General features: G+C 60.6%; 16 protein-coding genes and 4 tRNA genes. 8 read left to right on the top strand and 12 right to left on the bottom strand.

Features of this window, described 5'->3' with window-relative positions; all coding sequences use genetic code 11:
* Positions 1 to 38: 38 nt before the first annotated feature.
* The 4 genes from prfB to NIT7645_RS15845 all read right to left on the bottom strand — a co-directional run bounded on the left by prfB (position 39) and on the right by NIT7645_RS15845 (position 6,651).
* Complete coding sequence (gene prfB, locus NIT7645_RS15860; RefSeq protein WP_008562926.1) at positions 39 to 1,163, bottom strand: peptide chain release factor 2; 1,125 nt, start codon at positions 1,161 to 1,163, stop codon at positions 39 to 41.
* Positions 1,164 to 1,311: 148 nt separating this feature from the next.
* Positions 1,312 to 3,813, bottom strand: coding sequence for a penicillin-binding protein 1A (locus NIT7645_RS15855; protein WP_050687498.1), 2,502 nt, complete (start codon positions 3,811 to 3,813; stop codon positions 1,312 to 1,314).
* A gap of 285 nt (positions 3,814 to 4,098) precedes the next feature.
* Positions 4,099 to 5,376: an N-acetylmuramoyl-L-alanine amidase gene (locus tag NIT7645_RS15850; RefSeq protein WP_050687496.1), complete on the bottom strand. Its 1,278-nt coding sequence runs from the start codon at positions 5,374 to 5,376 to the stop codon at positions 4,099 to 4,101.
* A gap of 126 nt (positions 5,377 to 5,502) precedes the next feature.
* Positions 5,503 to 6,651, bottom strand: coding sequence for a pyridoxal phosphate-dependent aminotransferase (locus tag NIT7645_RS15845; protein WP_008561422.1), 1,149 nt, complete (start codon positions 6,649 to 6,651; stop codon positions 5,503 to 5,505).
* Between NIT7645_RS15845 and NIT7645_RS15840 the strand changes: the two genes are divergently transcribed.
* On the top strand, positions 6,650 to 8,038 hold the full coding sequence (locus tag NIT7645_RS15840; protein WP_037302222.1) for a M48 family metalloprotease: 1,389 nt from the start codon (positions 6,650 to 6,652) through the stop codon (positions 8,036 to 8,038). The two genes, NIT7645_RS15845 and NIT7645_RS15840, sit on opposite strands and share 2 nt — an antisense overlap.
* On the top strand, positions 8,035 to 8,814 hold the full coding sequence (locus NIT7645_RS15835; protein ID WP_008559932.1) for a DsbA family protein: 780 nt from the start codon (positions 8,035 to 8,037) through the stop codon (positions 8,812 to 8,814). The genes NIT7645_RS15840 and NIT7645_RS15835 overlap by 4 nt, the downstream gene beginning before the upstream one ends.
* Positions 8,815 to 8,991: 177 nt before the next feature.
* On the opposite strand, the gene ispG is transcribed toward NIT7645_RS15835, so the two are convergent.
* The 3 genes from ispG to hemA all read right to left on the bottom strand — a co-directional run bounded on the left by ispG (position 8,992) and on the right by hemA (position 12,891).
* A complete protein-coding gene (gene ispG / locus NIT7645_RS15830; protein ID WP_008561725.1) occupies positions 8,992 to 10,113 on the bottom strand; it encodes a flavodoxin-dependent (E)-4-hydroxy-3-methylbut-2-enyl-diphosphate synthase in 1,122 nt (373 codons plus the stop codon).
* A gap of 200 nt (positions 10,114 to 10,313) precedes the next feature.
* Positions 10,314 to 11,534 (bottom strand): helix-turn-helix domain-containing protein, encoded by a 1,221-nt coding sequence (locus NIT7645_RS15825; RefSeq protein ID WP_008560370.1) that lies wholly within the window; start codon positions 11,532 to 11,534, stop codon positions 10,314 to 10,316.
* A 133-nt stretch (positions 11,535 to 11,667) separates the two neighbouring features.
* A complete protein-coding gene (gene hemA, locus NIT7645_RS15820; protein ID WP_008561707.1) occupies positions 11,668 to 12,891 on the bottom strand; it encodes a 5-aminolevulinate synthase in 1,224 nt (407 codons plus the stop codon).
* Positions 12,892 to 13,349: 458 nt separating this feature from the next.
* Here hemA and NIT7645_RS15815 point away from each other — a divergent pair, with 458 nt between their 5' ends.
* The gene (locus tag NIT7645_RS15815; RefSeq protein ID WP_008559247.1) at positions 13,350 to 14,741 is read left to right on the top strand and encodes a M20/M25/M40 family metallo-hydrolase; all 1,392 of its coding nucleotides are present in this window, start codon (positions 13,350 to 13,352) and stop codon (positions 14,739 to 14,741) included.
* 165 nt (positions 14,742 to 14,906) lie between these two features.
* Here the strand turns inward: NIT7645_RS15815 and NIT7645_RS15810 are convergent.
* The 5 genes from NIT7645_RS15810 to NIT7645_RS15790 all read right to left on the bottom strand — a co-directional run bounded on the left by NIT7645_RS15810 (position 14,907) and on the right by NIT7645_RS15790 (position 16,327).
* Positions 14,907 to 14,983, bottom strand: a tRNA-Asp gene (locus NIT7645_RS15810).
* Positions 14,984 to 15,072: 89 nt separating this feature from the next.
* A tRNA-Asp gene (locus NIT7645_RS15805) sits at positions 15,073 to 15,149 on the bottom strand.
* 48 nt (positions 15,150 to 15,197) lie between these two features.
* Positions 15,198 to 15,274 (bottom strand) — tRNA-Asp (locus NIT7645_RS15800).
* A 326-nt stretch (positions 15,275 to 15,600) separates the two neighbouring features.
* Positions 15,601 to 15,676: transfer RNA gene (locus tag NIT7645_RS15795), tRNA-Val, on the bottom strand.
* Positions 15,677 to 15,745: 69 nt separating this feature from the next.
* Positions 15,746 to 16,327 (bottom strand): histidine phosphatase family protein, encoded by a 582-nt coding sequence (locus NIT7645_RS15790; protein WP_008558756.1) that lies wholly within the window; start codon positions 16,325 to 16,327, stop codon positions 15,746 to 15,748.
* Between the two features lie 278 nt (positions 16,328 to 16,605).
* On the opposite strand from NIT7645_RS15790, the gene NIT7645_RS15785 reads away from it, so the two are divergent.
* Genes NIT7645_RS15785 through NIT7645_RS15765 form a run of 5 tightly spaced genes read left to right on the top strand, consistent with a single transcriptional unit; the run spans position 16,606 to position 22,191 of the window.
* Positions 16,606 to 17,625, top strand: coding sequence for a substrate-binding domain-containing protein (locus tag NIT7645_RS15785; RefSeq protein WP_008561443.1), 1,020 nt, complete (start codon positions 16,606 to 16,608; stop codon positions 17,623 to 17,625).
* Positions 17,626 to 17,678: 53 nt separating this feature from the next.
* A complete protein-coding gene (locus tag NIT7645_RS15780; RefSeq protein ID WP_008560234.1) occupies positions 17,679 to 19,217 on the top strand; it encodes a sugar ABC transporter ATP-binding protein in 1,539 nt (512 codons plus the stop codon).
* Positions 19,218 to 19,228: 11 nt separating this feature from the next.
* Complete coding sequence (locus tag NIT7645_RS15775; RefSeq protein ID WP_008561771.1) at positions 19,229 to 20,221, top strand: ABC transporter permease; 993 nt, start codon at positions 19,229 to 19,231, stop codon at positions 20,219 to 20,221.
* A 4-nt stretch (positions 20,222 to 20,225) separates the two neighbouring features.
* The gene (locus tag NIT7645_RS15770; RefSeq protein ID WP_008559998.1) at positions 20,226 to 21,206 is read left to right on the top strand and encodes a sugar-binding transcriptional regulator; all 981 of its coding nucleotides are present in this window, start codon (positions 20,226 to 20,228) and stop codon (positions 21,204 to 21,206) included.
* Positions 21,196 to 22,191, top strand: a complete 996-nt coding sequence (locus NIT7645_RS15765; RefSeq protein WP_008561247.1) for an aldo/keto reductase — start codon at positions 21,196 to 21,198, stop codon at positions 22,189 to 22,191. The genes NIT7645_RS15770 and NIT7645_RS15765 overlap by 11 nt, the downstream gene beginning before the upstream one ends.
* Positions 22,192 to 22,236: the final 45 nt, after the last annotated feature.

The raw sequence follows: 22,236 nt of genomic DNA, 5'->3' as shown, positions 1-22,236 counted from the left end.
TTGGATTGAATAGACCCGATGTCGGGCCTGTCGCGACCTCAGTCGCCCTGCGCCTCAGAGCGGCTTTTGCCCGCGACATTCAACGCAAGTGTGGCCGCCATGAAACCATCCAGGTCCCCATCCAGAACCCCCTTGGTGTCTGAGGTCTCGTGGCTGGTGCGCAGATCTTTCACCATCTGGTAGGGTTGCAGGACATAAGACCGGATCTGGTTGCCCCAGCCAGCATCGCCCTTGGCTTCATGCGCGGCGTTGATATCGGCGTTCCGACGGTCCAGCTCCTGCTGGTAAAGCCGGGATTTCAGGGCCTTCATGGCGATATCGCGGTTCTGGTGCTGCGACTTTTCGGAAGAGGTCACGACAATCCCGGTCGGAATGTGGGTGATCCGCACAGCCGAGTCGGTGGTGTTCACGTGCTGACCGCCGGCACCGGAGGAACGATAGGTATCAACGCGGATATCGGCAGGGTTCACATCGATTTCGATGTTGTCGTCCACAACCGGATAGACCCAGACAGAGCTGAACGAGGTGTGCCGCTTGGCTGCGGAGTCATATGGCGAGATCCGAACCAGACGGTGAACGCCGCTTTCGGATTTCAGCCAGCCATAAGCGTTATGGCCGGAAATCTTGTAGGCAGCGGATTTGATGCCCGCTTCGTCGCCTGCGCTTTCGGACTGCAGTTCAACCTTGTAGCCCTTTTTCTCGGCCCAACGCACATACATCCGCGCCAGCATGGAGGCCCAGTCACAGCTCTCGGTGCCGCCTGCGCCTGCGTTAATCTCAAGGAAGGTGTCGTTGCTGTCCGCCTCACCATCCAGAAGCGCTTCAAGCTCCTTCTCGGCGGCCTTCTCCTTCAGCGCAACAAGCGCCTCTTCGGCATCCTTGACGACCTCGTTGTCATCTTCCATTTCGCCAAGCTCGATCAGTTCGATGTTGTCGGCGAGCTCTTGCTTGATCGACTTGTAGGTATCGATCGCATCCACCAGCATCTGGCGTTCACGCATGAGCGCCTGCGCCGCGTCGGCGTCATCCCACAGGTTGGGGTCTTCGACACGGGCGTTGAATTCCTCGAGGCGAAACTCCGCGGTTTCCCAATCCAGACGCTGAGCCAGCAGCTCAAGCGACTTTTCGATATCGGTCACGATGTTCTGAGTCTCGGCGCGCATGGCAATCCCTTGAAGTCACGTATCAGGCCTGCGTGATAAACCACCCGCGCGCTGCGGGCAAGCCAAGGCGAACCTGCGGTCTCAATGAAAAGACCGGAGAGGGTGTCGCCCCTCCCCGGTCCCAAAAACACTGCGGAAAAACCTGGCGTCAGTACAAGCCGCCAGAGCTGATGGTGCCAAAGTTCGCCTTGGGCCCAAGCACGGCAGTTCCACCATCAGATGTGGTCACCCGCCGCCCGGACTGTTGCACTTCCTCAAACAGCGGCAGGTTTGATCCCATCGCAAAGCCGCCGTCAAACGCCAGGCCAAAGATCGGTTCTGCACCGTCGCGGAAATACTCTGCCACCACGTTTGCACCGGAGGCTTCATCAGGCAGACGCGCCCCGGTAAAGCGGTCGATCTTGATGAAATGTCCGCCTTCCGGAACCTTGAACGGGCCACCACCGTATTTCTCGGTCGCTGTCTTCATGAACTGCTGGAACACCGGACCACACATGGTGCCACCGTAAGCGCCACGCCCCATCGGCCGCGGTTGGTCAAACCCCATGTAGCAGCCTGCCACAATGTTGGAGGTAAAGCCGACAAACCACACATCGCGGGAGTCATTGGTGGTGCCGGTTTTACCGGCGGTGGGCACCGGCAGGTTGATCACGCTGGAGGCGGTACCGCGGTCGACCACACCTTTCATCATCGAAGTCAGCTGATACGCGGTGATCGGATCCATGACCTGTTCACGATTATCAACGATGCGAGGGGACTGGCCCGCAGGCAACAGGGGCGACGAGCAGTCAACACAGTCGCGATCATCGTGACGATAGATCGTCTCGCCCCGACGGTCCTGGATGCGGTCCACAAGCGTCGGCTGAACCCGCTCGCCACCGTTGGCAAACATCGCATAGGCTGCAACCATCTGATAAAGCGTCGTTTCTTCAGCCCCAAGCGAGTTGGCAAGAAACGCACCCATGTTGTCATAGACACCAAAGCGTTCGGCATAGCCTGCGATGACCTCCATGCTGACCTCTTGGGCCAGACGAATGGTCATCAGGTTCCGCGATTGTTCGATCCCGGTCCGCAGAGGGGTCGGGCCGTAGAATTTATTGGTCGAGTTCTTGGGCCGCCACAGGCCCTGCGGCGTATTGATCTCGATCGGAGCATCCACAACGATGGTCGCAGGGCTGTAACCGCTGTCCAGCGCCGCCGCATAGACGAACGGTTTAAAGGCGGATCCCGGCTGTCGCTGGGCCTGGGTGGCGCGGTTGAACACCGAATGCTGGTAAGAGAAACCACCCTGCATCGCCAGAACACGGCCGGTGTTCACATCCATCGCGACAAAGCCACCCTGAACCTCCGGCACCTGCCGCAGCGACCAATGGTCGATCACACCGTCTTTTTCGACGGCGCGAACATGGACCACATCGCCGACAGACAGGTTGTCCCGGAAACTGCCCTTCATCCATTTGATATCGGCCCGCGGGACAGAGCCGGTGCCATCAACACCCTCAACACCAACTTCAAGGTTTTGGTCCCCAACGGACAACACCACAGCCGGATGCCACTTGCCGCCAAGGGTGATGTCGCGGGGCACTTCCGCCTCGCTCAGTGCAGCGCGCCAGGTGGCTTCCTCGGCCAGCGCTTCTTCAGGCAGGCTCACACCTGTGCCACGCCACACCCCGCGAGAGCGGTCGTATTTCTCAAGCCCACCACGCAGCGCTTCGGCAGCTTCGGTCTGCATTTCCTCGTCGATGGTGGCGCGCACGGTAAAACCACCGGTAAAGAACTCTCCCTCGCCAAAGTCCTGCGACAGCTGGCGGCGGATTTCGTCGGTAAAATAGTCCCGCGGCGGCAGCGCATTGCGGAAGCTGTCAAAATCGCCGTTCTGAACCGACCGCAGCGGCTGTTCCACCTCGACCTTGTAGACCGCATCAGAGATATATCCGTTCTCGCGCATCTCTCGCAGAACGTAATTGCGGCGGGCCAAAAGGCGGTCGCGCTGCGTCACCGGATGATATTTCGACGGCGCCTTTGGCATGGAGGCCAGTGTTGCGGCCTCATGCGGGGCCAGCTGGCTCAGGGTCTTGTTGAAATAGGTCTGGGCAGCGGCGGTCACACCATAGGAATTCTGACCAAGGAAGATCTCGTTCAGATACAGTTCCAGAATGTCTTCCTTGCTCAACGTGTCCTCAAGACGCGACGCCAGGATCAGTTCTTTGACCTTGCGCTCAGCCTTTCGGTCGCCCGAAAGCAGGAAGTTCTTCATCACCTGCTGGGTAATCGTGGAGGCGCCGCGCACGTTTTCCCCGCGCGATCGCACCGCTTCAACCGCCGCAGCGGCGATGCCGCGCATGTCATAGCCTTTGTGGCTGTAAAAATTCTTGTCCTCCGCCGAGATAAAGGCCTGTTTCACCAGATCGGGAATTTCTTCGGACGGGGTGAACAGACGCCGCTCCTGGGCGAATTCGTCAATCAGCTGCCCTTCACCAGAATAGATGCGGCTGATGGTTGGCGGCTGGTACTGGGCCAGCGACTCATGGCTGGGCAGGTCGCGCCCATAGATCCAGAACACCGCGCCGATGGTCAGCGCGATCATCGCGATGCCCAGCGTGATGGTGCTGAAGATGGAACCAAAGAACGATAGAATAAATCTGACCACTGTAGAGCCTTTCTCGCGCAGTGCCGCCTATATAGGCGCAGCGATGCGTGGGGTCAAAACGGGAAACAGCATATAGGCGCCACCTGCCCTGCAAAACCAGCAGAAACCCTCGCAAACTGCGGGGAATGGCTGCGCGCCCCTCCCCCTTTGTTGCCAACACGGCGAATGCGGTATCGGTTCCGCGCGTGTGGCATATATCTGTATCATAACACCAAACTGGGCCACCCTGCCCCCGAATGCGGGCTCAGGCGGCCATTTTTTGCCAACAACGCGTCACTGTCGCCGTCACTGTCGAACCAATGCCCGCGTCGCCTCGTCTTCGATCCGCCAGGCGATCAGCCCGTTCAGGATGCCCCGCGCCGTCCGTCGACGCCAATCGGGGTCCAGAATGTTGTTCAGATCCCGAGGGCTGGACAGAAAGCCGGCTTCAACCAGAACAGAGGGAATATCGGCAGACTTCAGCACCGAAAAACCCGCCTCGCGCAAAGGGCGACGGTTCATGTCACCGCCCTGCGCCTTGAGGCCTGTCACCAGCGCGCGCGCCAGTGCTTCGGAGCGGGGATGGGTTTCCTGCCGGGCCAGATCCAGCAACACATCCGTCACCCTGTCATCCACATGGCTTAGGTCACTGCCCGCCAACAGATCGCCCCGCTCGTGGCGTTCCACCAATGTTGCAGATGCAGCGTCAGAGGCATCATCAGACAGGACATAGACGGTCGTCCCATGTGCGCGGCCTTCGGACAGGCTATCTGCATGCAGCGACAGGAACAGATCCGCCTCCGCCTGATGCGCCAACGCAATCCTGCGTTCCAGCGAGACAAAGTAGTCGTCATCCCGCGTTAGCTGCACGTCAAACTGCCCTGAACGCACCAGCATTTCGCCCAGTTCAATCGCAAACTGCAGCATCAGGTCCTTTTCCTGAACAAGCCCCGCGTCGGCTTCGGCCTCAGCCCCCGGATCGATCCCCCCATGTCCGGGGTCGATCACGATCAAGAGCGGTGCCAGCGAATCCTTGCTGTCAGGCGCTGTCATCGGGGTCGGCGCGGGCAGATCCCAGCGCGCATCGCGCGGCGCGCCCGCCTTTGCGGCAAACTGCTCTGCCGTGGTATCGCGCAAGGCCACCGCCAGTGTCGCCGCAGCGCTAACCTCATCCACGTCCATCGCCACCCCGTCAACACCCATGGGGCGGGCCAGTTCCAGCACCAACCGGGACCAGCCGGGCACATAGGTTCCAAACTGCGCATTGCGGATGCCATCCGCTGTGGTCAGGGCATCGGCAGACAGCCCCGACCAATCGACCTCTTGGAAATCGACAACCACACGTGGCGGCTCTGTCAGGGTGAACACGCGGAACGGAACCCCTTGGCTCAGCCCCAGAGACAGATCGACACCGCCGCGGCGATCCTCTGCCGCTGTCGCGGAGGCATCAATTCGCGCAAGACCGCTAAACGCCTGCCCCTTCGCCGTTTGTGCCTCGGCCTGGCCCGGTCCAAAAGGCGCTGCCAGCACCCCAGCCGCCACCACAGCCGCCATCAGCGCCTTGTTGAATTTTCCTTGGATCATCCGCCTGCCCGTTTTCTGAACGTTTCCAGCCCGTCTCTTGCCGCCATCCTACGCCGCCAGCGCCGATGCAGGCCAGCAAAAGCCGCCTTTCTCAGCCCCCAATCAGCGCAAGACTGCCCAAATGGCCTAGCGCCCGCGCCGCTCCATAAAGGTTTTCAGACGCGACAGCCCCTCTTCGATATCCGCGGTGGAACGCGCATAGGAAAACCGCAGGGTCGTCGCCCCGCGCTTGGGATCGAAATCCAGCCCCGGCGTCACCGCAACACCCGCCTGATCCAGGATCTCCTTGGCAAAGGCCCGACTATCATCTGTCAGATCGGACACATCCGCATAAACATAAAACGCCCCATCCGGCGGCGCGATCCGGTCAAAGCCGGCTTTGGGCAGCCCCTCCATCATCAGGCGACGGTTTTCGGCATAAACCGCAAGATTGGCCTGCAACTCCTCTTCGCAGTCCATCGCTGCAAGGGCGGCAACTTGACTGGCGTGAGGGGCGCAGATGAACATGTTCTGCGCGATCCTTTCCACGACACGCACATGGTCATCCGGCACGACCATCCAGCCAACCCGCCAACCCGTCATGGAAAAATACTTGGAAAAGGAGTTGATGACATAACAGTCATCCGTCACCTCCAGCGCAGTCACCGCCTTCGCTTCGTATTCGATACCGTGATAGATCTCGTCTGAAATGAACGCGGCCCCCTGCGCCTGTGCCGCCTCGATCAAAGCCGCCATCGCAGGCTTGTCTAGCATGGTGCCCGTGGGGTTGGCAGGCGACGCGACCATCAGACCGGCCAGATCCAAACCGGCAAGATCCTGAGGAACCGGCTGCAGGCGATGATCAAGCGAGGTTTCAATATCAACCGGCGTCAACCCCAGCGCATGCAGGATCTGGCGATAGGACGGATAACCCGGCGCCCCGATCCCGACCCGATCCCCACTGTCAAACAGCGCCGTAAAGCTGAGAAGGAACGCCCCCGAAGAGCCCGGCGTGATCACCACGCGCTCGGGGTTCAGATCAACATTGTACCATTCGCCATAAAGCTGGGCGATCCGCTTGCGCAATGCAGGCAGCCCAAGCGCGACGGTGTAGCCAAGTGCATCCTGATCAAGCGCCTTGGCCAAGGCGTCGCGCGCCGCCGCAGGTGCGCCGGTCGAGGGCTGGCCCACCTCCATATGGATAATATGACGACCAGCATCTTCTGCCTGACGGGCGGCTTCCATCACATCCATCACAATGAAGGGATCGACGTTGGACCGGGTTGAGTTTCGCATGTTGATCTCCCATGGTGCAGCCATGACCTTTGACCGTTTCTCTCGCCTCGCGTCAATCCCGGCCCTGGCTCTTGCCGCGCTGTGTTTTGTCGCGACCACGCTGGCGACGACGGCGCAGGCTGCATCTATTTCCCTGCTGCGTGATCCTGACATCGAACGCGGGCTGAACGAGGTCGCAGCCCCTGTGCTGCGGGCCGCGGGCCTGAATGCCAAACGGGTCCGGGTGCTGGTGGTGAATGACTCTTCGTTCAATGCGTTCGTGATCGATTCTCAAACGATTTTCATACATTACGGGCTGATCCTAAAGGTTGACCGACCAGAGATGCTGCAGGCCGTCATCGCCCATGAGGCAGCTCATATCACCAACGGCCATATCGCAAGACGCACGCAAAACCTGCGGTCTGCCCAATCGGCCGCCGGTTTTGGCGCGGCGCTGGCTGTGCTTGCGGCAGCGGCCGGCGCTGGCGAAGCCGCCGCGGGAATTGCTCTTGGGACGCAGGCCTCGGCGGTGCGCGGATTTCTCGCCCACACACGGGCCGAAGAGGCTTCGGCCGACCGCAGCGCCGCCGGCACGCTGCGACGCGCAGGGATCAGCCCAAAGGGGCTTGTCGATCTGCACCGGATCTTTGCCGGACAGGAAGTGCTGAGCGCAGCCAACCAAGACCCCTACATGCGTTCCCATCCGCTCAGCCGCGACCGTATCCGCGCGGCAGAGGCCTATCTGGCCAGCCATGGCGACACCAGCAAGGCAGATCCCAATGCGCAGTACTGGTTCGCCCGTCTGCGCGGCAAGCTGTCGGCCTTTACCAGGTCTCCGAAATGGACACTTCGCCGCGTGGGTGAGGAACGCTACAAGGATGTTCGCCTGATGCGCGAAGCTGTCGCCCATCACCGCCGCAACAATCTGAACAAGGCGCTTGGCGCCATTGACGGTGCATTGGCGGTGCGTCCCAACGACCCTTACTACAACGAGCTGAAGGGCCAGATCCTGATGGAAAACCGCCGCTGGGAGGCCGCCCTTGGCGCCTACCGCCGCGCGGCGAGCCAAGCCGGACGCGATCCGCTGATCCTCGCGAGTCTCGGGCGCGCGCAACTTGCCGCTGGTCAGCCAAAGTCCGCGTTGAAATCCCTCGAAGCCTCCCGCAGTCTGGATTTTCGCAATGCCGGAATGCTGCGCGACATGGCTCAGGCCTATGCCAAGATCGGACAAACCGGTATGGCGGCCCTTGCAACAGCTGAACGATATGCCCTGCAGGGGCGGCTAAAGGATGCAGGTGTTCACGCCAAACGCGCCACCGGCCTGCTGCCCACGGGATCCCCCGCATGGCGACGCGCGCAGGACGTGCTGATCGCCGCCGAACAAGATCAAAAAAGGAAACGCAAATGATCCGTCTTTCTCTGCCCCGCACCGGCCTTGCCTGCGCCGCTGCTCTGGCCGCCGCGCTAAGCTTTGGCCCCGCTGCACAGGCCTTTGACCTCAGCCAGATGAGCGAAGAGGAACGCGCAGCCTTTGGCGCCGAAGTGCGGGCCTATCTTCTGGAAAACCCCGAAGTGATCCTGGAAGCCGTCAACAAACTGGAACAGCAACAAGCCGCAGCCGAAGCAGCCCGCGATGACGCGCTGGTCGCCGAGAACCTGAACGCGCTGCACAACGACGGGTTTTCCTATGTTGGCGGCAATCCAGACGGCGACATCACGCTTGTGGAGTTCATGGACTACCGCTGCGGCTATTGCCGCCGCGCCGCCCCCGAGGTTGAAAAACTGCTGGCTGCAGACGGCAATATCCGCCTGATCATCAAGGAATTCCCGATCCTGGGTGAGGCATCGGTCCTGGCGTCGCGATTTGCGATTGCCACCAAACTCGTGGCCGGAGACGAGGCCTACAAGAACATGCATGACGCGCTGATTTCGATGGGCGGCGCGCCAAGCGAGGCGACATTGCGCCGCCTTGCCGAGGGGCTTGATCTGGACGCTGACGCCATTCTGGCGCGGATGAGCGATCCCGAAATCTCGCGCCAGCTGCAGGAAACCCGCGCTCTGGCACAGCAGATGGCGATTTCGGGCACACCAACATTTGTTCTGGATCAGGAACTTCTGCGCGGCTTCCTGCCGGCCGATCAGATGGAGATCATGATCGCCGAAATCCGCGACGCCCGCGGCTAAGCCCCCTCGTCCCCGAGACAGAGCCCAACCTGGGGGCCAGCCCCCAGACACAGCCTAACCTGGGGGCCAGCCCCCAGACCCCCGGAGTATTTCGGGAAAGATGACAACCGCAAGACCAGACAGAAAAAAGGCGCCGGGAGGATCCGGCGCCATTTTTTGGTGGAACAGCGGTTGCGGTTATTCGGCAGCGGCGGCTTCAGCTTCGATCTGAGCGGCTTTCTTCTCGACTTCCTCAACGATGTGATCGACCATTTGTTCGTTGGACATCTTGTGGCTCGCCTTACCGGCCAGATAGACCATGCCGGACCCTGCGCCTCCGCCGGTAAAGCCGACATCGGTCATCAGCGCCTCGCCGGGGCCGTTGACCACGCAGCCGATGATCGACAGGCTCATCGGGGTCTTCACATGCTCCAGCCGCCGTTCCAGCGTTTCAACGGTTTTGATCACATCGAACCCCTGCCGCGCACAGCTGGGGCAGGAGATGATGTTGACGCCGCGGTGGCGCAGACCGAGGGACTTGAGGATCTCAAAGCCCACTTTGACCTCCTCCACCGGGTCGGCAGAGAGGCTGACGCGCAAGGTGTCACCAATGCCCATCCACAACAGTTGGCCCAGGCCAATTGCGGATTTGATGGTGCCGGAGACAAAGCCGCCGGCCTCGGTCACGCCCAGATGGATCGGGGCGTCGGTGGCCTCGGCCAGCTGCTGATAGGCCGCGGCGGTCATAAAGACGTCCGAGGCCTTCACCGAAATCTTGAACTCATGGAAGTCATGATCCTGCAGGATGCGAATATGGTCGAGACCGCTCTCCACCATCGCCTCAGGGCAAGGCTCGCCGTATTTGTCCAGCAAGTGCTTTTCGAGACTGCCTGCATTCACCCCAATGCGGATGGAACAGTTGTGGTCGCGGGCCGCCTTGATGACCTCGGCCACGCGCTTCTCATCCCCGATGTTGCCGGGGTTGATCCGCAGACAGGCAGCGCCTGCCTCAGCCGCCTCGATGCCGCGTTTGTAGTGGAAATGGATGTCCGCCACGATCGGCACCGGGCTTTCGCGCACGATTTCCTTCAGCGCCTTCGAGGATGCCTCATCCGGGACCGAGACCCGCACCAGATCTGCGCCCGCCTCTGCTGCCGCCTGAACCTGCGCCACGGTGGCCGCGACATCCGTGGTCAACGTGTTGGTCATCGTCTGCACCGCAATCGGCGCGTCCCCCCCAATCGGCACGTTGCCAACATGGATCTGGCGGCTTTTGCGGCGCTCGATATGGCGCCAGGGACGGATGTGATTGATCGACATTATCGGTGGCCCTGAGCTGCTGGGAACTTTGGGGTTAGATACGCGCTCTGTGACGGGGCTTCAATGGGGCGCAGCCGCGCAGACGGGCAAATCAATCGGCAGTCATGGGCAGATTGGAACAGGACACTATAGCGCCAAGGGCCGTGACCACCGCCGGGACAGTTGGGACAATCCGGACAATGGTCCAGACAGGTGCGCGATCAGTCGGTGATTTCGGGCGCCACATCCGCAGAGAGCGACGACGCCTGCAGTTCAGCAACCAGCGTGGCCAGCGCGCTGTTTTGATCCGCGCTCAGATCTGCCAGTTGGAACCGTTCCGTCAATGCATCAGAGGACAGAACCACATTCTTGGTCACCTGACCCCGATTGCCAACAGGACCATAATGGGCGCCGTTGACGGCAAAATAGATCGCCCCGCTTTCACCTGTCCGCAGCAACGGGGGCTCTTCGGTCAGCGGAATTTCGAAATGCTGCCCGGGCTCCATGATGGTTTCATAGATCACGCTGCCATCAGCGGCCGTGACCTGCACCCAGGAAGGCCGCACCGCAACCATCTGCAGGGCTGGAGCCACCTCTTCCACGACCTGCGGCACAGCCGGGCCAGGCAGATCCGCGCTCAGACTGGCCTCTGCGAGCGCCAGGCTAGGCAGTTCCGGCAGGGCAAAATTCCCAAGCCCGCGGGGATCAAGGGTTGCAATCGGGCCATCACGGGGGATCAGCACCGGAACATCCAGCGCCTGGGGCCGGTACAGCCGCGCCAGGGCCTCTGTTGCCGGATCTTCGCCCTCGGCCGTGGGTCCCTCGGCACCTGTCAGCGGGTCGAGATCAGCCAGCACGATGGGGGTCTGGTCAACAGGTGCCATCTGGACCTGCTGGATTTCCTTAAGCACCGCCCAGCCGCCATAGCCGATCCCGCCGATCAGCGCGACCAGAACCGCCAGAGAGCCGAGCGCGCGGGGCTCAACCGAGCTGAAGAAGCTGCTGGACGCTGGCACAAATGGCGTATTGGGAGAGGTGAATGCATCACTGCGCAGCCCGCCCATGCCCGTGGCGATCGGGGCGGCCGCAGATTTGCGAACCGACGCCTCGGCAGACATGCCGTGGGCCACCTGAAACCCGCTTTCCTGGCAGAAGGCGGCAAAGGTCGCATCGGGATCGAGGCTGAGGTAGCGGGCGTAAGACCGGACATACCCGGCAATAAAGCCCGGCGTGTCAAAAACGGTCGGATCGGCGTTTTCGATGGCGGCAATGTAAGAGGCCTTGATCCGCAATTCGCGCTGCACATCCAGGAGCGATTTGCCCATGGTGGCCCGCTCACCGCGCATCATATCACCCAGTCGCAGTTCGTAATCGTCAAAACCCTTCGGTTGCGACGACTGTTCGTGCGTTTTCTGCTTGCGCTGAGTGAGGCGCCCGATCATGCCTGCTGTCCCATGTTAGCCTGCCGTATTCGACATTCTGGGTCGTTTAGAAGCCGGTTGCCGCGACTCGCTTACGTCCCTTTGATTACAGCTACCGTAACATAAAAACGCAAAAGTGACACAGAACTGTGAATCACCCCGCCATTTCGGCACGATTCAGCGCACAATGGGACCAGAGTGCGTCCATTGCCTTGACCAACGCATCAATCTCCCTAGGGCCATGCACCGGTGACGGCGTAAACCGCAGGCGTTCCGTGCCGCGCGGCACCGTCGGGAAGTTGATCGGCTGGACGTAAATTCCGTGCTCCGACAAGAGCATATCGCTAAGTTTCTTGGTGTGCACGGGGTTGCCGACAATCACAGGGACGATGTGGCTGCCATGGTCGATGATCGGCAGGCCAAGCCCCTTGAGGCGCATCTTCAGGATCCGCGCCTGCATCTGATGCTGCTCCCGCAGTTCCGGCGCGGTCTTGAGATAGGCGACAGATGCCGCAGCCCCTGCCGCAACCGCCGGCGCAAGCGATGTGGTAAAGATGAAGCCCGGCGCATAAGAGCGGATGGCGTCACACATTTTTGCCGATGCAGCGATGTAGCCGCCCATCACACCATAGGCCTTGGCCAGGGTGCCGTTCACGATATCGATCCGATCAATCAGACCGTCCCGCTCTGTCACGCCACCCCCACGGGCACCGTACATGCCCACAGCGTGCACCTCGTCGATGTAGGTCAGCGCGTTGAATTCCTCGGCCAGGTCGCAGATCTCTGCGATTGGACCAAAATCACCGTCCATCGAATAGACCGACTCAAATGCGATCAGCTTGGGTGCGGCAGGATCGTCCGCCTCAAGCAGTTCACGCAGATGCGCCACGTCATTGTGGCGGAAGATCCGCTTGGACCCGCCATTGCGGCGCACGCCCTCGATCATCGACGCGTGGTTCAGCGCGTCCGAATAGATGATGAGACCGGGAAACAGTTTGGGCAGTGTCGAAAGGGTCGCGTCATTGGCGATATAGGCCGAGGTGAACAGCAGCGCGGCCTCTTTCTGATGCAGATCCGCCAGCTCCGCTTCCAGCTGCTTGTGATACACCGTGGTGCCAGAGATGTTGCGCGTCCCGCCCGAGCCAGCGCCCGTGGCATCAATTGCCTCGTGCATGGCGTTCAGGACAACAGGATGCTGGCCCATCCCCAGATAATCGTTGCCACACCACACTGTAATGTTCTGTTGGCTGCCGTCGGGGCGGGTCCAGACCGCATGGGGGAACTGGCCGTTCTGGCGCTCGATATCGATGAACGTCCGGTAGCGGCCTTCCGCATGCAGCTGTTCAATCGCAAGGTCGAGTTTCGCGGTATAGTCCACCGGCATCTCCATGGCATAGTGTGGCACCAGCGGATCTGGCGCGGCTGTGGTCAGGTTCTTTATATTCACAATAGTGAATGGTTAAACCATCCCCTCCGTTCGATCAACCGAATACGCGCGGCGGTCTGGCTCAGCCTTGATGTAGGTCAAATAAACCTTTGGGCCGGGGGCGGCAACAAGCGCGGCCCGCAAATCACCGCACCACGGGGCGCAATTCGACGCAGGCACGGCCAAACGGGCGCATTTTCACTACATTATGACCACTATCAGCGCCCCGCCACAGGCAGACGCCCATCTCCGACGCCCGATTTGGCACAACCGACACCCGCCAAACGCGGCGCAAGCCAGCGGCACAGCCCCCAAATCTGCAAAACCGCATTTGCATGATGCCCGCTGGCCCCTCCCCGCGGGCGCTGCTAGGCTCTCGCAGAATTCAACAAAAGCCTCAGGAGACACCCATGTCATTGAACGACGTACTGGACCGGATCGACAGCGATCTGGACGCTGCAACCAACCGCCTGATGGACCTGCTGCGCATCCAGTCGATCTCCACCGATCCGGCCTACAAGGAAGACTGCGACAAGGCAGCAGACTGGCTGGTTGCGGATCTGCGCTCTATCGGGATCGACGCGCACAAACGCCCGACCCCCGGCCACCCGATGGTTGTGGGCCACGTCGGTCCCAAAGACGACGCGCTGCCGCATGTGCTGTTTTACGGCCACTATGATGTGCAGCCCGTTGACCCGCTGAACCTGTGGAACACCCCCCCCTTTGAACCAAAACTGGAAGAGACCGAGCGTGGCACAGTCATTCGCGGGCGCGGCGCCTCTGACGACAAGGGCCAGTTGATGACCTTTGTCGAGGCCTGCCGCGCCTGGCAGGCGGTGAACGGCTCCCTGCCCTGCCGCATCACCTTCTTCTTCGAAGGCGAAGAAGAAAGCGGCTCGCCCTCGCTGGTGCCCTTCATGGAAGAACACGCCGCCGAGCTGAAGGCAGATCTTGCCCTAATCTGTGACACTTCCATGGTGTCGCGCGGTGTGCCGTCCATTTCCTCGCAGCTGCGCGGCATGTTGAAGGACGAGTTCACCCTGATCGGCCCCCGGATCGATCTGCACTCCGGCCACTACGGCGGCCCCGGCCTGAACCCCCTGCGCGAAGTCAGCCGCATCGTCGCGTCCTTCTATGACGAGGACACCGGCAAGGTCGCCGTCGAGGGGTTCTATGAGGGCGTGCATGAGGTGCCAGAGGACCAGCTGCGCCAGTGGGAAGGCTGCGGCTTTGACGAAAAGGACTACCTCTCCAACGCAGGCTACACCCAGGCCCACGGGGAAAAGGACCGCACGGTTCTGGAACAGCAGTGGGCCCGCCCGACGCTGGAAGTGAACGGCCTCTGGGGTGGCTACAATGGGGCGGGTTCGAAAACCGTGATCCCGTCAGAGGCGCATTGCAAGATCACCTGCCGTCTGGTCGGTGACATGGACCCGGACGCGCTGCGCCTGAAGATCCGCAAACACGTCGAAGAGCGGCTGAAGCCCGACTGCAAGGTGGTCTGGGACAACGATCTTGAAGGGTCGCGCGCCTCGGTGATGAACATCGCCCGCCCCGAATTCGAGGCCGCCCGCGGCGCGCTGTCTGATGAATGGAACCGCGAGGCTGTCTTCTGCGGCATGGGCGGATCCATCCCGATTGCGGGCTTCTTCAAATCGATTCTCGACATGGATGCGATGCTGATTGGCTTTGCCAATGAAGACGACGCCATCCATTCCCCGAACGAGAAATACGATTTGGAGAGCTTCCACAAAGGTATCCGCTCCTGGGCGCGGGTGCTGGATGCTCTGACCACGAAATAACATGACCAGTGGTGTGCGCCCCGGCGCGCACCACGCCCCCACCCTGCTGGCAACTGCGACCACGAGATACGCAAATCGCCATGACCACAGGCCGCAAAGGACAGAGGCCACAAACGCAAAAACCCTTCCAAAGAAGGGTGCGTTCATCCGTATTCTGGAAGAAAGTGGCGCGGTTGACGGGGCTCGAACCCGCGACCCCCGGCGTGACAGGCCGGTACTCTAACCAACTGAGCTACAACCGCGCATGGGCCTTTCGGCAAATCAGACGCAGGCGCCTGATATATGTTTCCCCTCCGGGGCGGACCCTGACCACCAGGGCAGTGAATGAAAGTGGCGCGGTTGACGGGGCTCGAACCCGCGACCCCCGGCGTGACAGGCCGGTACTCTAACCAACTGAGCTACAACCGCGCATCATTTCATTTGGACCCTTTGACCCGGATCCGGGGCTTACAGCAGTGGCGCGGTTGACGGGGCTCGAACCCGCGACCCCCGGCGTGACAGGCCGGTACTCTAACCAACTGAGCTACAACCGCTTGCTGTTCCATCCAACGTCGCCGCTGAATGTTGGGCTGTAATATTCCTAGCGCTCGGGTATCGTCAAGCGGTGTTTTGGCATTTTCTTCCGTTTCGGTGAAAAAAAATGCCAAAGCCCCCTCTCCACCTATCAACCCATTGATTTTCCCGCATTCCTAAGCGGTTAGAGCAGGAAGTTATCCACAAAACCAACCGAGAGTTGGCCGCACGTGAGGGAGAGATGGGAAATCGATTCCGCAAACGCCGCGCGACTTGTCAGGCAGCCAAATCATAAAGGGCCACCGCCTTCGGCGTCTGGTAGAGCTGAACATTTCCAAGGGGAGAATGGTGGGTCGTGAGAGGCTCGAACTCCCGACATCTTCGGTGTAAACGAAGCGCTCTACCAACTGAGCTAACGACCCGGTGAGCGCTGATTTAGAGAAAGCGCGCGGAGGGTGCAAGAGCGAAATTGAAGTTTTTTGAAAAAAACTTCACTCCACCCTCAGAACGAATTCCTCACCGTTTTCCAGCACATAGACACAACCCTGCTCATTCGGCAGCGCGGCCATCTCTGCGCGGCCTAATCCACAGATGATCCCTCGCAGCACCTGACCCCACAAACCATGCGCCACCAGCACGGTTGGCTGCTCAAGCGACATCAGCACCGATCTGATGCGCGCCTCAAAGGCGTCGAATCCCTCTCCGCCCGGAGCCTCGCAAAAGAGATCCAGCGCATGGGGGTGGGCGGAACTGATATCCGGATGGCTCTGTGCGATCTCGTCCAGCGTCCGCCCCTCGAAGACACCGGCCATCGCCTCTGCAAGACGTGGATCCGTCTCGTAGTCACGGCCGCCAAGCGCAATGCGGGCGGTCTGTTGCGCCCGGCGCAGGGGCGATACCAGACAAGGGATCCCCCGATCTTTAAGAACCGGCGCCATCAGCATCGACTGCATCTCTGCCTGCATCCGTCCCTTGCGGGTCAGATCAGATTCCTTGCGCCCCTGCACACGCTTCTCCGCGTTCCAATAGGTTTCCCCGTGGCGCAGGAACCAGATCTTCGGAAATTCAGACATTGCAAGACCCTTCTCGAAAATACGCCAAAACAGCTAGCGTCGGCGCTGTGTGATGGAAAGCGGTTTTCGCGGAAAGGGCCAGGGTTGCGGGCTCAGCTCGGCGCGAAATGAAATAAATTTCAGAATTCAGAAAAAATTTCGACCCGCGTTGACCGAAGCGACGGACGGCTCCTAGGGTCGGCTTACGCAACAAATTGCGGGACGTGAAAAGACTTGCAGGGAGGCAGGTCATCGCGGCCTTATCAGGGGTAAACCACCCCAGCACTTGGGAGGAAAATATGAAGAAAACCGCCTTTGTCGCGGCTTTGGCCCCGGCCGCAGTCGCATTGTCGATGGCATCCGCCACTCCGGTTCAGGCAGAAAGCGGCCTGCGCTGCGAACCCGGTGAGACGTATATCATGAACGTCATGGTCTCTGGTCACCCCTATTGGGTTCCTGTCTATCAGGGCTTTAAACAGGCGGCCGAGGCCTTTGGCTGCGAGACGATTTTCTCGGGCACACCGGATTACGACATCACCAAGCAAATCGCGTCCTTCGAACAGGACATGGTGAAACAGCCCGCAGGCATCCTGGTGCATCCGATGCAGTCGGATCCGTTCATCGAACCGATCAACCGCGCCATCGAAAACGGCACCGAGATCGTCACCTTTGCGGCAGATTCCCCAAAATCCAACCGCACCGCCTATATCACCTCCGACAATCTCGCCGAGGCAAAATTTGCCGCCGATGAAATCGTCAAGCAGATCGGTGAAAGCGGCCAGTATGCCGTTCTGGAAAACCCCGGCCAGTCCAACCACGATCTGCGCGTCACTGCTCTCATCGACTATATGGAGGCAAACTATCCGGAGATGAAACTGGTGGGACGTCAGGCCACCAATCAGGACAGCACCGCCGCCTATCGCGCCACCGCATCGATCCTGCAGGCCAACCCCGATCTTGGCGCGATCTGGATCCCCGAAGCAGGCTCTGCCGAAGGTGCGGTTGCAGCCATCCTGGAAGCCAAGTCCGACGTCTTGGTCATGCACGCCGATATCACCCCGGTGACACTGGAACACATCAAGGCAGGCAATATCCACATGGCTTTGAACCCCAACCAGGGCATGCAGGGCTTCATGGGTTTCCTCGCCACCTTCATGGCGTCGCATTCCGATGTGTTTGACCCGTTCAACGACTACAAGGTCTCTGGCTACAATCCGGTTCAGATCCCCTTTGTCGACAATGGGTTTGCAGTCATCACCAAGGCAAACGCCGACAGTTTTGACCTGAACACCTACATGGAAGGTCGCGACCCCAGCTGACCTCAATGGCGGGCCGCACTGGCCCGCCTCCGCCCTCTAGCCCGGACCGGCCCATGCAAGACGACGTGATCCTGAACATCTCTGACCTCCACAAATCCTTTGGCGCGGTGCGCGCCCTGCGTGGGGTCAATTTCGAACTGCGCAGGGGAGAGATCCATGCCCTGGCCGGGGAAAACGGTGCGGGCAAATCTACCTTGATGAATATCATCGACGGCATCCTACAGCCCGACAGCGGAACCATCTGCTGGAACGGCACCCCCGTCAGCATCGCCTCGCCCACCGAAGCCCAGAAACTGGGGATCGGGCTGGTGCATCAGGAAATTGCTCTGTGCCCGGATGTGAGTGTTGCCGAAAACATCTTTATGTCCGCCACCAACATCAGCCGCCGCCTGCTGATGGACTATCGCGCCCTGGAAGACCGCGCGCGCAGCATCCTCGGACAGCTCGCCGATATCGACTCGGCCATGCTGGTGCGTGATCTGCCGATTTCCCATCAACAGCTGGTTGAGATCGCCAAGGCCCTGACCCTCGATTGCAAGGTGCTCATCCTAGATGAACCCACCGCAGCCCTGACTGAACGCGAAGCCCAGATCCTGTTTTCGATCATGCGGCGTTTGGCCGATCAGGGTATTTCCATCATCTATATCTCCCACCGAATGGTCGAGATCTTTGACAATTGTGATCGGGTCACGGTGTTTCGCGATGGCCAGTACATCACCACACAGACTGTCGCGGATATCGCGCCATCAGATGTGGTCAACGCGATGGTCGGGCGGGTGGTCGACACGCTTTATCCGGACAAGATGCGCCCGCAGGATTGTGCATCGGATAGGACACCACCGATCCTTGACGTGCGCAACCTCAGCGAAGCGCAGCGCTTTCGCGACATTTCCTTTCAACTCAAACGTGGCGAGGTGCTGGGGCTGGCAGGTCTGATTGGCGCCGGACGCAGCGAGATCGTCAAAGGCATCTGCCAGCTGGAAGGCGATGTTTCAGGTGACATTTCGCTCAACGGCACTCCCCTGTCGATCAGAACCTACGGGGACAGCATCCGTGCAGGGATGGTCTATCTTTCCGAAGATCGCAAAGGCGACGGTGTCTTTCTCGACATGTCGATTGCCGAAAACATCTCGGCCCTCGACCTCGGGCTTGTCGGCAACCGGGTCGGCACCATCGATGCCGCGCGCGAAACGGATCTGGCTGAAACGCTCGCCGCCAAGCTGAACATCAAATACGGCCGCCTCAGCGATCCGGTTTCCTCGCTCTCCGGGGGCAACCAGCAAAAGGTGGCCATTGCCAAGATGCTGTCGGTCGACCCCAAACTGATCTTTCTGGATGAGCCGACGCGCGGCGTCGATGTGGGCGCCAAGGCCGAAATCCACCGCATTCTGCGTGACCTGGCGCGCTCTGGCGTGGGCATCGTGGTGATCTCATCGGAACTGCCCGAACTGATCGGGGTCTGTGACCGCGTGCTGGTCGTCCGGGAGGGACAGATCAGTGGCGAAGTCAGCGGTGAAGACATGACCGAAGAAAACATCATGCATCTGGCCTCCGTTCTGGACGCCGCCGATGCCCAACTGCAAAGCGCCTGAGGGAGGCACCCGTGGAAAAGTCGATCAATCTGGCACCGCCTGCAACACAGGGCATGGGTGCGCTGAAGAAACTCCTCAGAATGCGCGAGACAGGGCTGATCCTGATTATTCTGGCGCTCTGTATCGGGATGTCCTTTGCCTCGCCCTACTTTCTGACCTGGGTCAACATCCGCGCGATGGTCATGGCCTTCGCGGTTGAAGGCATCGTGGTGGTCGGCATGACCATTCTGCTGATCTCAGGCGGCATTGATCTGTCAGTGGGCTCTGTCACGGCACTGGCTATGGTGATTGCAGGCTGGCTTTTCCTGCAGGGCATCGACCCTTGGGTTGCCTCGCTCATCTCGATTGCCGCCTGCACCGGCATTGGCGCTTTCATGGGGTTTTTCGTCACCCGCGTCGGCCTGCACCACTTTATCGTCTCCCTCGCAGTGATGGTGATTGCCCGTGGCGCCTGTCTCTTGTTCACCGGCGGTCGCCCCATTGGTCTCTTTACCTTGCCTGCTGAGTTCAAATTCATCGGTCAGGGGGCCATTGGCCCGATCCCGCTGGTCATTATCATCTTTCTGATCGTGGTCCTGGCCTTTGACTTCATGCTGCGCCGCACCACCGCATTTCGCAAAGTGTTCTATACCGGCAGCAACGAAAAGGCCGCCGCCTATTCCGGCATCCGCACGAAAAAGGTCATCTTCCTCACCACCACGCTCTGCTCTGCGCTTTGTGGTGTAGCGGGCATCATCTACATGGCCCGCTTTGGCTCGGCCCAGCCGACCTTTGGACTTGGGATGGAACTGAATGTCATCGCCGCCGCCGTGATCGGTGGGGCCAGCCTCAATGGCGGCTCCGGCACCATCTTCGGTGCCATCCTTGGCGCGGTGCTGTTGTCGGTCGTCTCCAGTTCCCTCGCCCTCCTCGATGTCTCGGTCTACTGGCAGGACATCATCCGAGGCTCGATCCTGTTGGCGGCGGTATCCATCGACCACTACCTGAACAAGCGGCGGAGGTGAGCAGATGGCCGATCCAAGCCCCGACTTTCAACTGACCCGACAGATCCACACTGTTCTTGTCCTGCACTTCATCGAAGGCATGAAACAGTCCGAAATCGCAACCAAACTGAACCTCTCCACCTCCAAGGTGAACCGCCTGATCGCCCAGGGCCGCAAACTGGGGATGGTCAAGATCGACATCGAAAGCCCGTTTGAGAGGCTGTCAGAGCTTGAGGCCCGCCTGGTTTCCGCCACCGCCCTCAGCTCGGCGATGGTGACCCCAACGGTGTCCGGCAATGCCGACACCAAGCTGCAGCAGGTGGGCAAGGCAGCCGCGAACATGCTGATGGAGACGATCCGCGACGGCGACGTCATTGCCATCACCGGCGGCAAGGCCGTCAGCGCGGTGGTCGAAAACCTCTCGCCTGAGCGGGCGCTCGACGTGACGGTGGTGCCGCTGACGGGCGGGGTTCAGGGGAAATTCTACACCGACGTAAATCACCTCGTGACACGGATGGCCGAACGTCTGGGCGGCAAGCCGATGTTGGTGCATGCCCCGCTCTTTGCCGAGAACACGGAACAGCGCAACATGCTGACCGACATGGCGTCCATCAAGGAAGTCTTTGATCTGGCCCGCAGGGCGGATGTGGCGCTGACGGGGATCGGGTCGGTAGAGCCGCGCGGCTCCAGCTACTACGACCTCAACCCGGTCCCCGAAGCCGATCGCAAGATGCTTGTCAGCATGGGGGTCACGGCAGAATTCATGGCCCATCTGATCGGACGCAACGGTCAGCTGGCAGACTATGGGCTGAACCGGCGTCTCGTCGCCCTCAGTCCCGAGGAAATCCGCAGCTGCCGCACCGTGATCGGCGTGGCAGCAGGCCCCCACAAGGCCCGTCCCATCCAGGCGGTTTTGAACGGGCATTTGGTCAACAAACTGGTTTTGGACGAGGAGACCGTGACAGCGGTCCTCGCACAGATGGAAGGAACAGAACATGCAGCATGACATGATGAAACGCGCCATCGGCCGCTCCGGCATCGAGGCCTCGGTGATCGGGCTTGGCACCTGGGCCATTGGTGGCTGGATGTGGGGCGGCACGGACGAAGAGGCCTCGATCTCGGCCATTCAGGCCACGGTGGATGCGGGGGTCACGCTCATCGATACGGCCCCGGCCTATGGTCAGGGCCTGGCCGAAGAAATCGTCGGCAAGGCCTTGCAGGGACGGCGGGATGAGGTCGTGCTGGCCACGAAATGCGGGCTCGTCTGGCACACCCAGAAAGGCAACCACTTCTTTGACTACGATGGCGCGCCGGTTCACCGCTATCTGGGCAAGGACGCGATCATCTACGAGGTCGAACAAAGCCTGCGCCGCCTGCGCACCGATTACATCGACCACTACATCACCCATTGGCAGGATCCGACCACGCCGATCGACGAAACGATGGAGGCGTTGGAGCAGCTCAAAACGCAGGGCAAGATCCGCTCCATCGGGGCCAGCAACACCACCACCGAAGACATCGCCGCCTATGTCGCGGCAGGCCAGCTGGACGCGGTGCAGGAAGAATACAGCATGGTCAAACGTGACATTGAAACCTCGCTTCTGCCCCTGTGCAGCGAGCATGGGGTTTCGGTGCTGAGCTATTCGTCGCTGGCGCTTGGCCTGCTGAGCGGCAAGGTCGGACCGGATCGCGTCTTTTCCGGCGACGATCAGCGCAAGGACAATCCGCGCTTTTCGCAGCCCAACCGGCAGAAGATCGCCGCCATGATGGAGGACATCGCCCCGGTCGCGGATCAACATGACGCCAGCCTTGCGCAGATCGTGATTGCCTGGACCGTGCAGCAACCCGGCATCACCTTCTCGCTCTGCGGGGCGCGAAACCCGCAACAGGCCCGCGAAAACGCCGCCGCCGGGAGATTGCGGCTCAGCGCAGAGGAACTCGACCTGATCAGCCACGCAGCAGCGCGGCATCTGCGCGACCTAGACGCCTAACCCCAACCCGCCCCCTATCCGCCATTGCAACGCCGGGACACGCAG

It is taken from the genome of Phaeobacter italicus, assembly GCF_001258055.1.
In the GTDB taxonomy this organism is placed as follows: domain Bacteria; phylum Pseudomonadota; class Alphaproteobacteria; order Rhodobacterales; family Rhodobacteraceae; genus Phaeobacter; species Phaeobacter italicus.
This window is presented reverse-complemented; position numbering and strand designations above follow the sequence as displayed.

Bases quoted from the DNA above. Each gene is read 5' to 3' on its own strand.
- prfB (WP_008562926.1), bottom strand. From the start codon at position 1,163: ATGCGCGCCGAGACTCAGAACATCGTGACCGATATCGAAAAGTCGCTT.
- NIT7645_RS15850 (WP_050687496.1), bottom strand. From the start codon at position 5,376: ATGATCCAAGGAAAATTCAACAAGGCGCTGATGGCGGCTGTGGTGGCG.
- NIT7645_RS15840 (WP_037302222.1), top strand. From the start codon at position 6,650: ATGTTGATCTCCCATGGTGCAGCCATGACCTTTGACCGTTTCTCTCGC.
- NIT7645_RS15845 (WP_008561422.1), bottom strand. From the start codon at position 6,651: ATGCGAAACTCAACCCGGTCCAACGTCGATCCCTTCATTGTGATGGAT.
- NIT7645_RS15835 (WP_008559932.1), top strand. From the start codon at position 8,035: ATGATCCGTCTTTCTCTGCCCCGCACCGGCCTTGCCTGCGCCGCTGCT.
- ispG (WP_008561725.1), bottom strand. From the start codon at position 10,113: ATGTCGATCAATCACATCCGTCCCTGGCGCCATATCGAGCGCCGCAAA.
- NIT7645_RS15825 (WP_008560370.1), bottom strand. From the start codon at position 11,534: ATGATCGGGCGCCTCACTCAGCGCAAGCAGAAAACGCACGAACAGTCG.
- NIT7645_RS15815 (WP_008559247.1), top strand. From the start codon at position 13,350: ATGTCATTGAACGACGTACTGGACCGGATCGACAGCGATCTGGACGCT.
- NIT7645_RS15790 (WP_008558756.1), bottom strand. From the start codon at position 16,327: ATGTCTGAATTTCCGAAGATCTGGTTCCTGCGCCACGGGGAAACCTAT.
- NIT7645_RS15785 (WP_008561443.1), top strand. From the start codon at position 16,606: ATGAAGAAAACCGCCTTTGTCGCGGCTTTGGCCCCGGCCGCAGTCGCA.
- NIT7645_RS15780 (WP_008560234.1), top strand. From the start codon at position 17,679: ATGCAAGACGACGTGATCCTGAACATCTCTGACCTCCACAAATCCTTT.
- NIT7645_RS15770 (WP_008559998.1), top strand. From the start codon at position 20,226: ATGGCCGATCCAAGCCCCGACTTTCAACTGACCCGACAGATCCACACT.
- NIT7645_RS15765 (WP_008561247.1), top strand. From the start codon at position 21,196: ATGCAGCATGACATGATGAAACGCGCCATCGGCCGCTCCGGCATCGAG.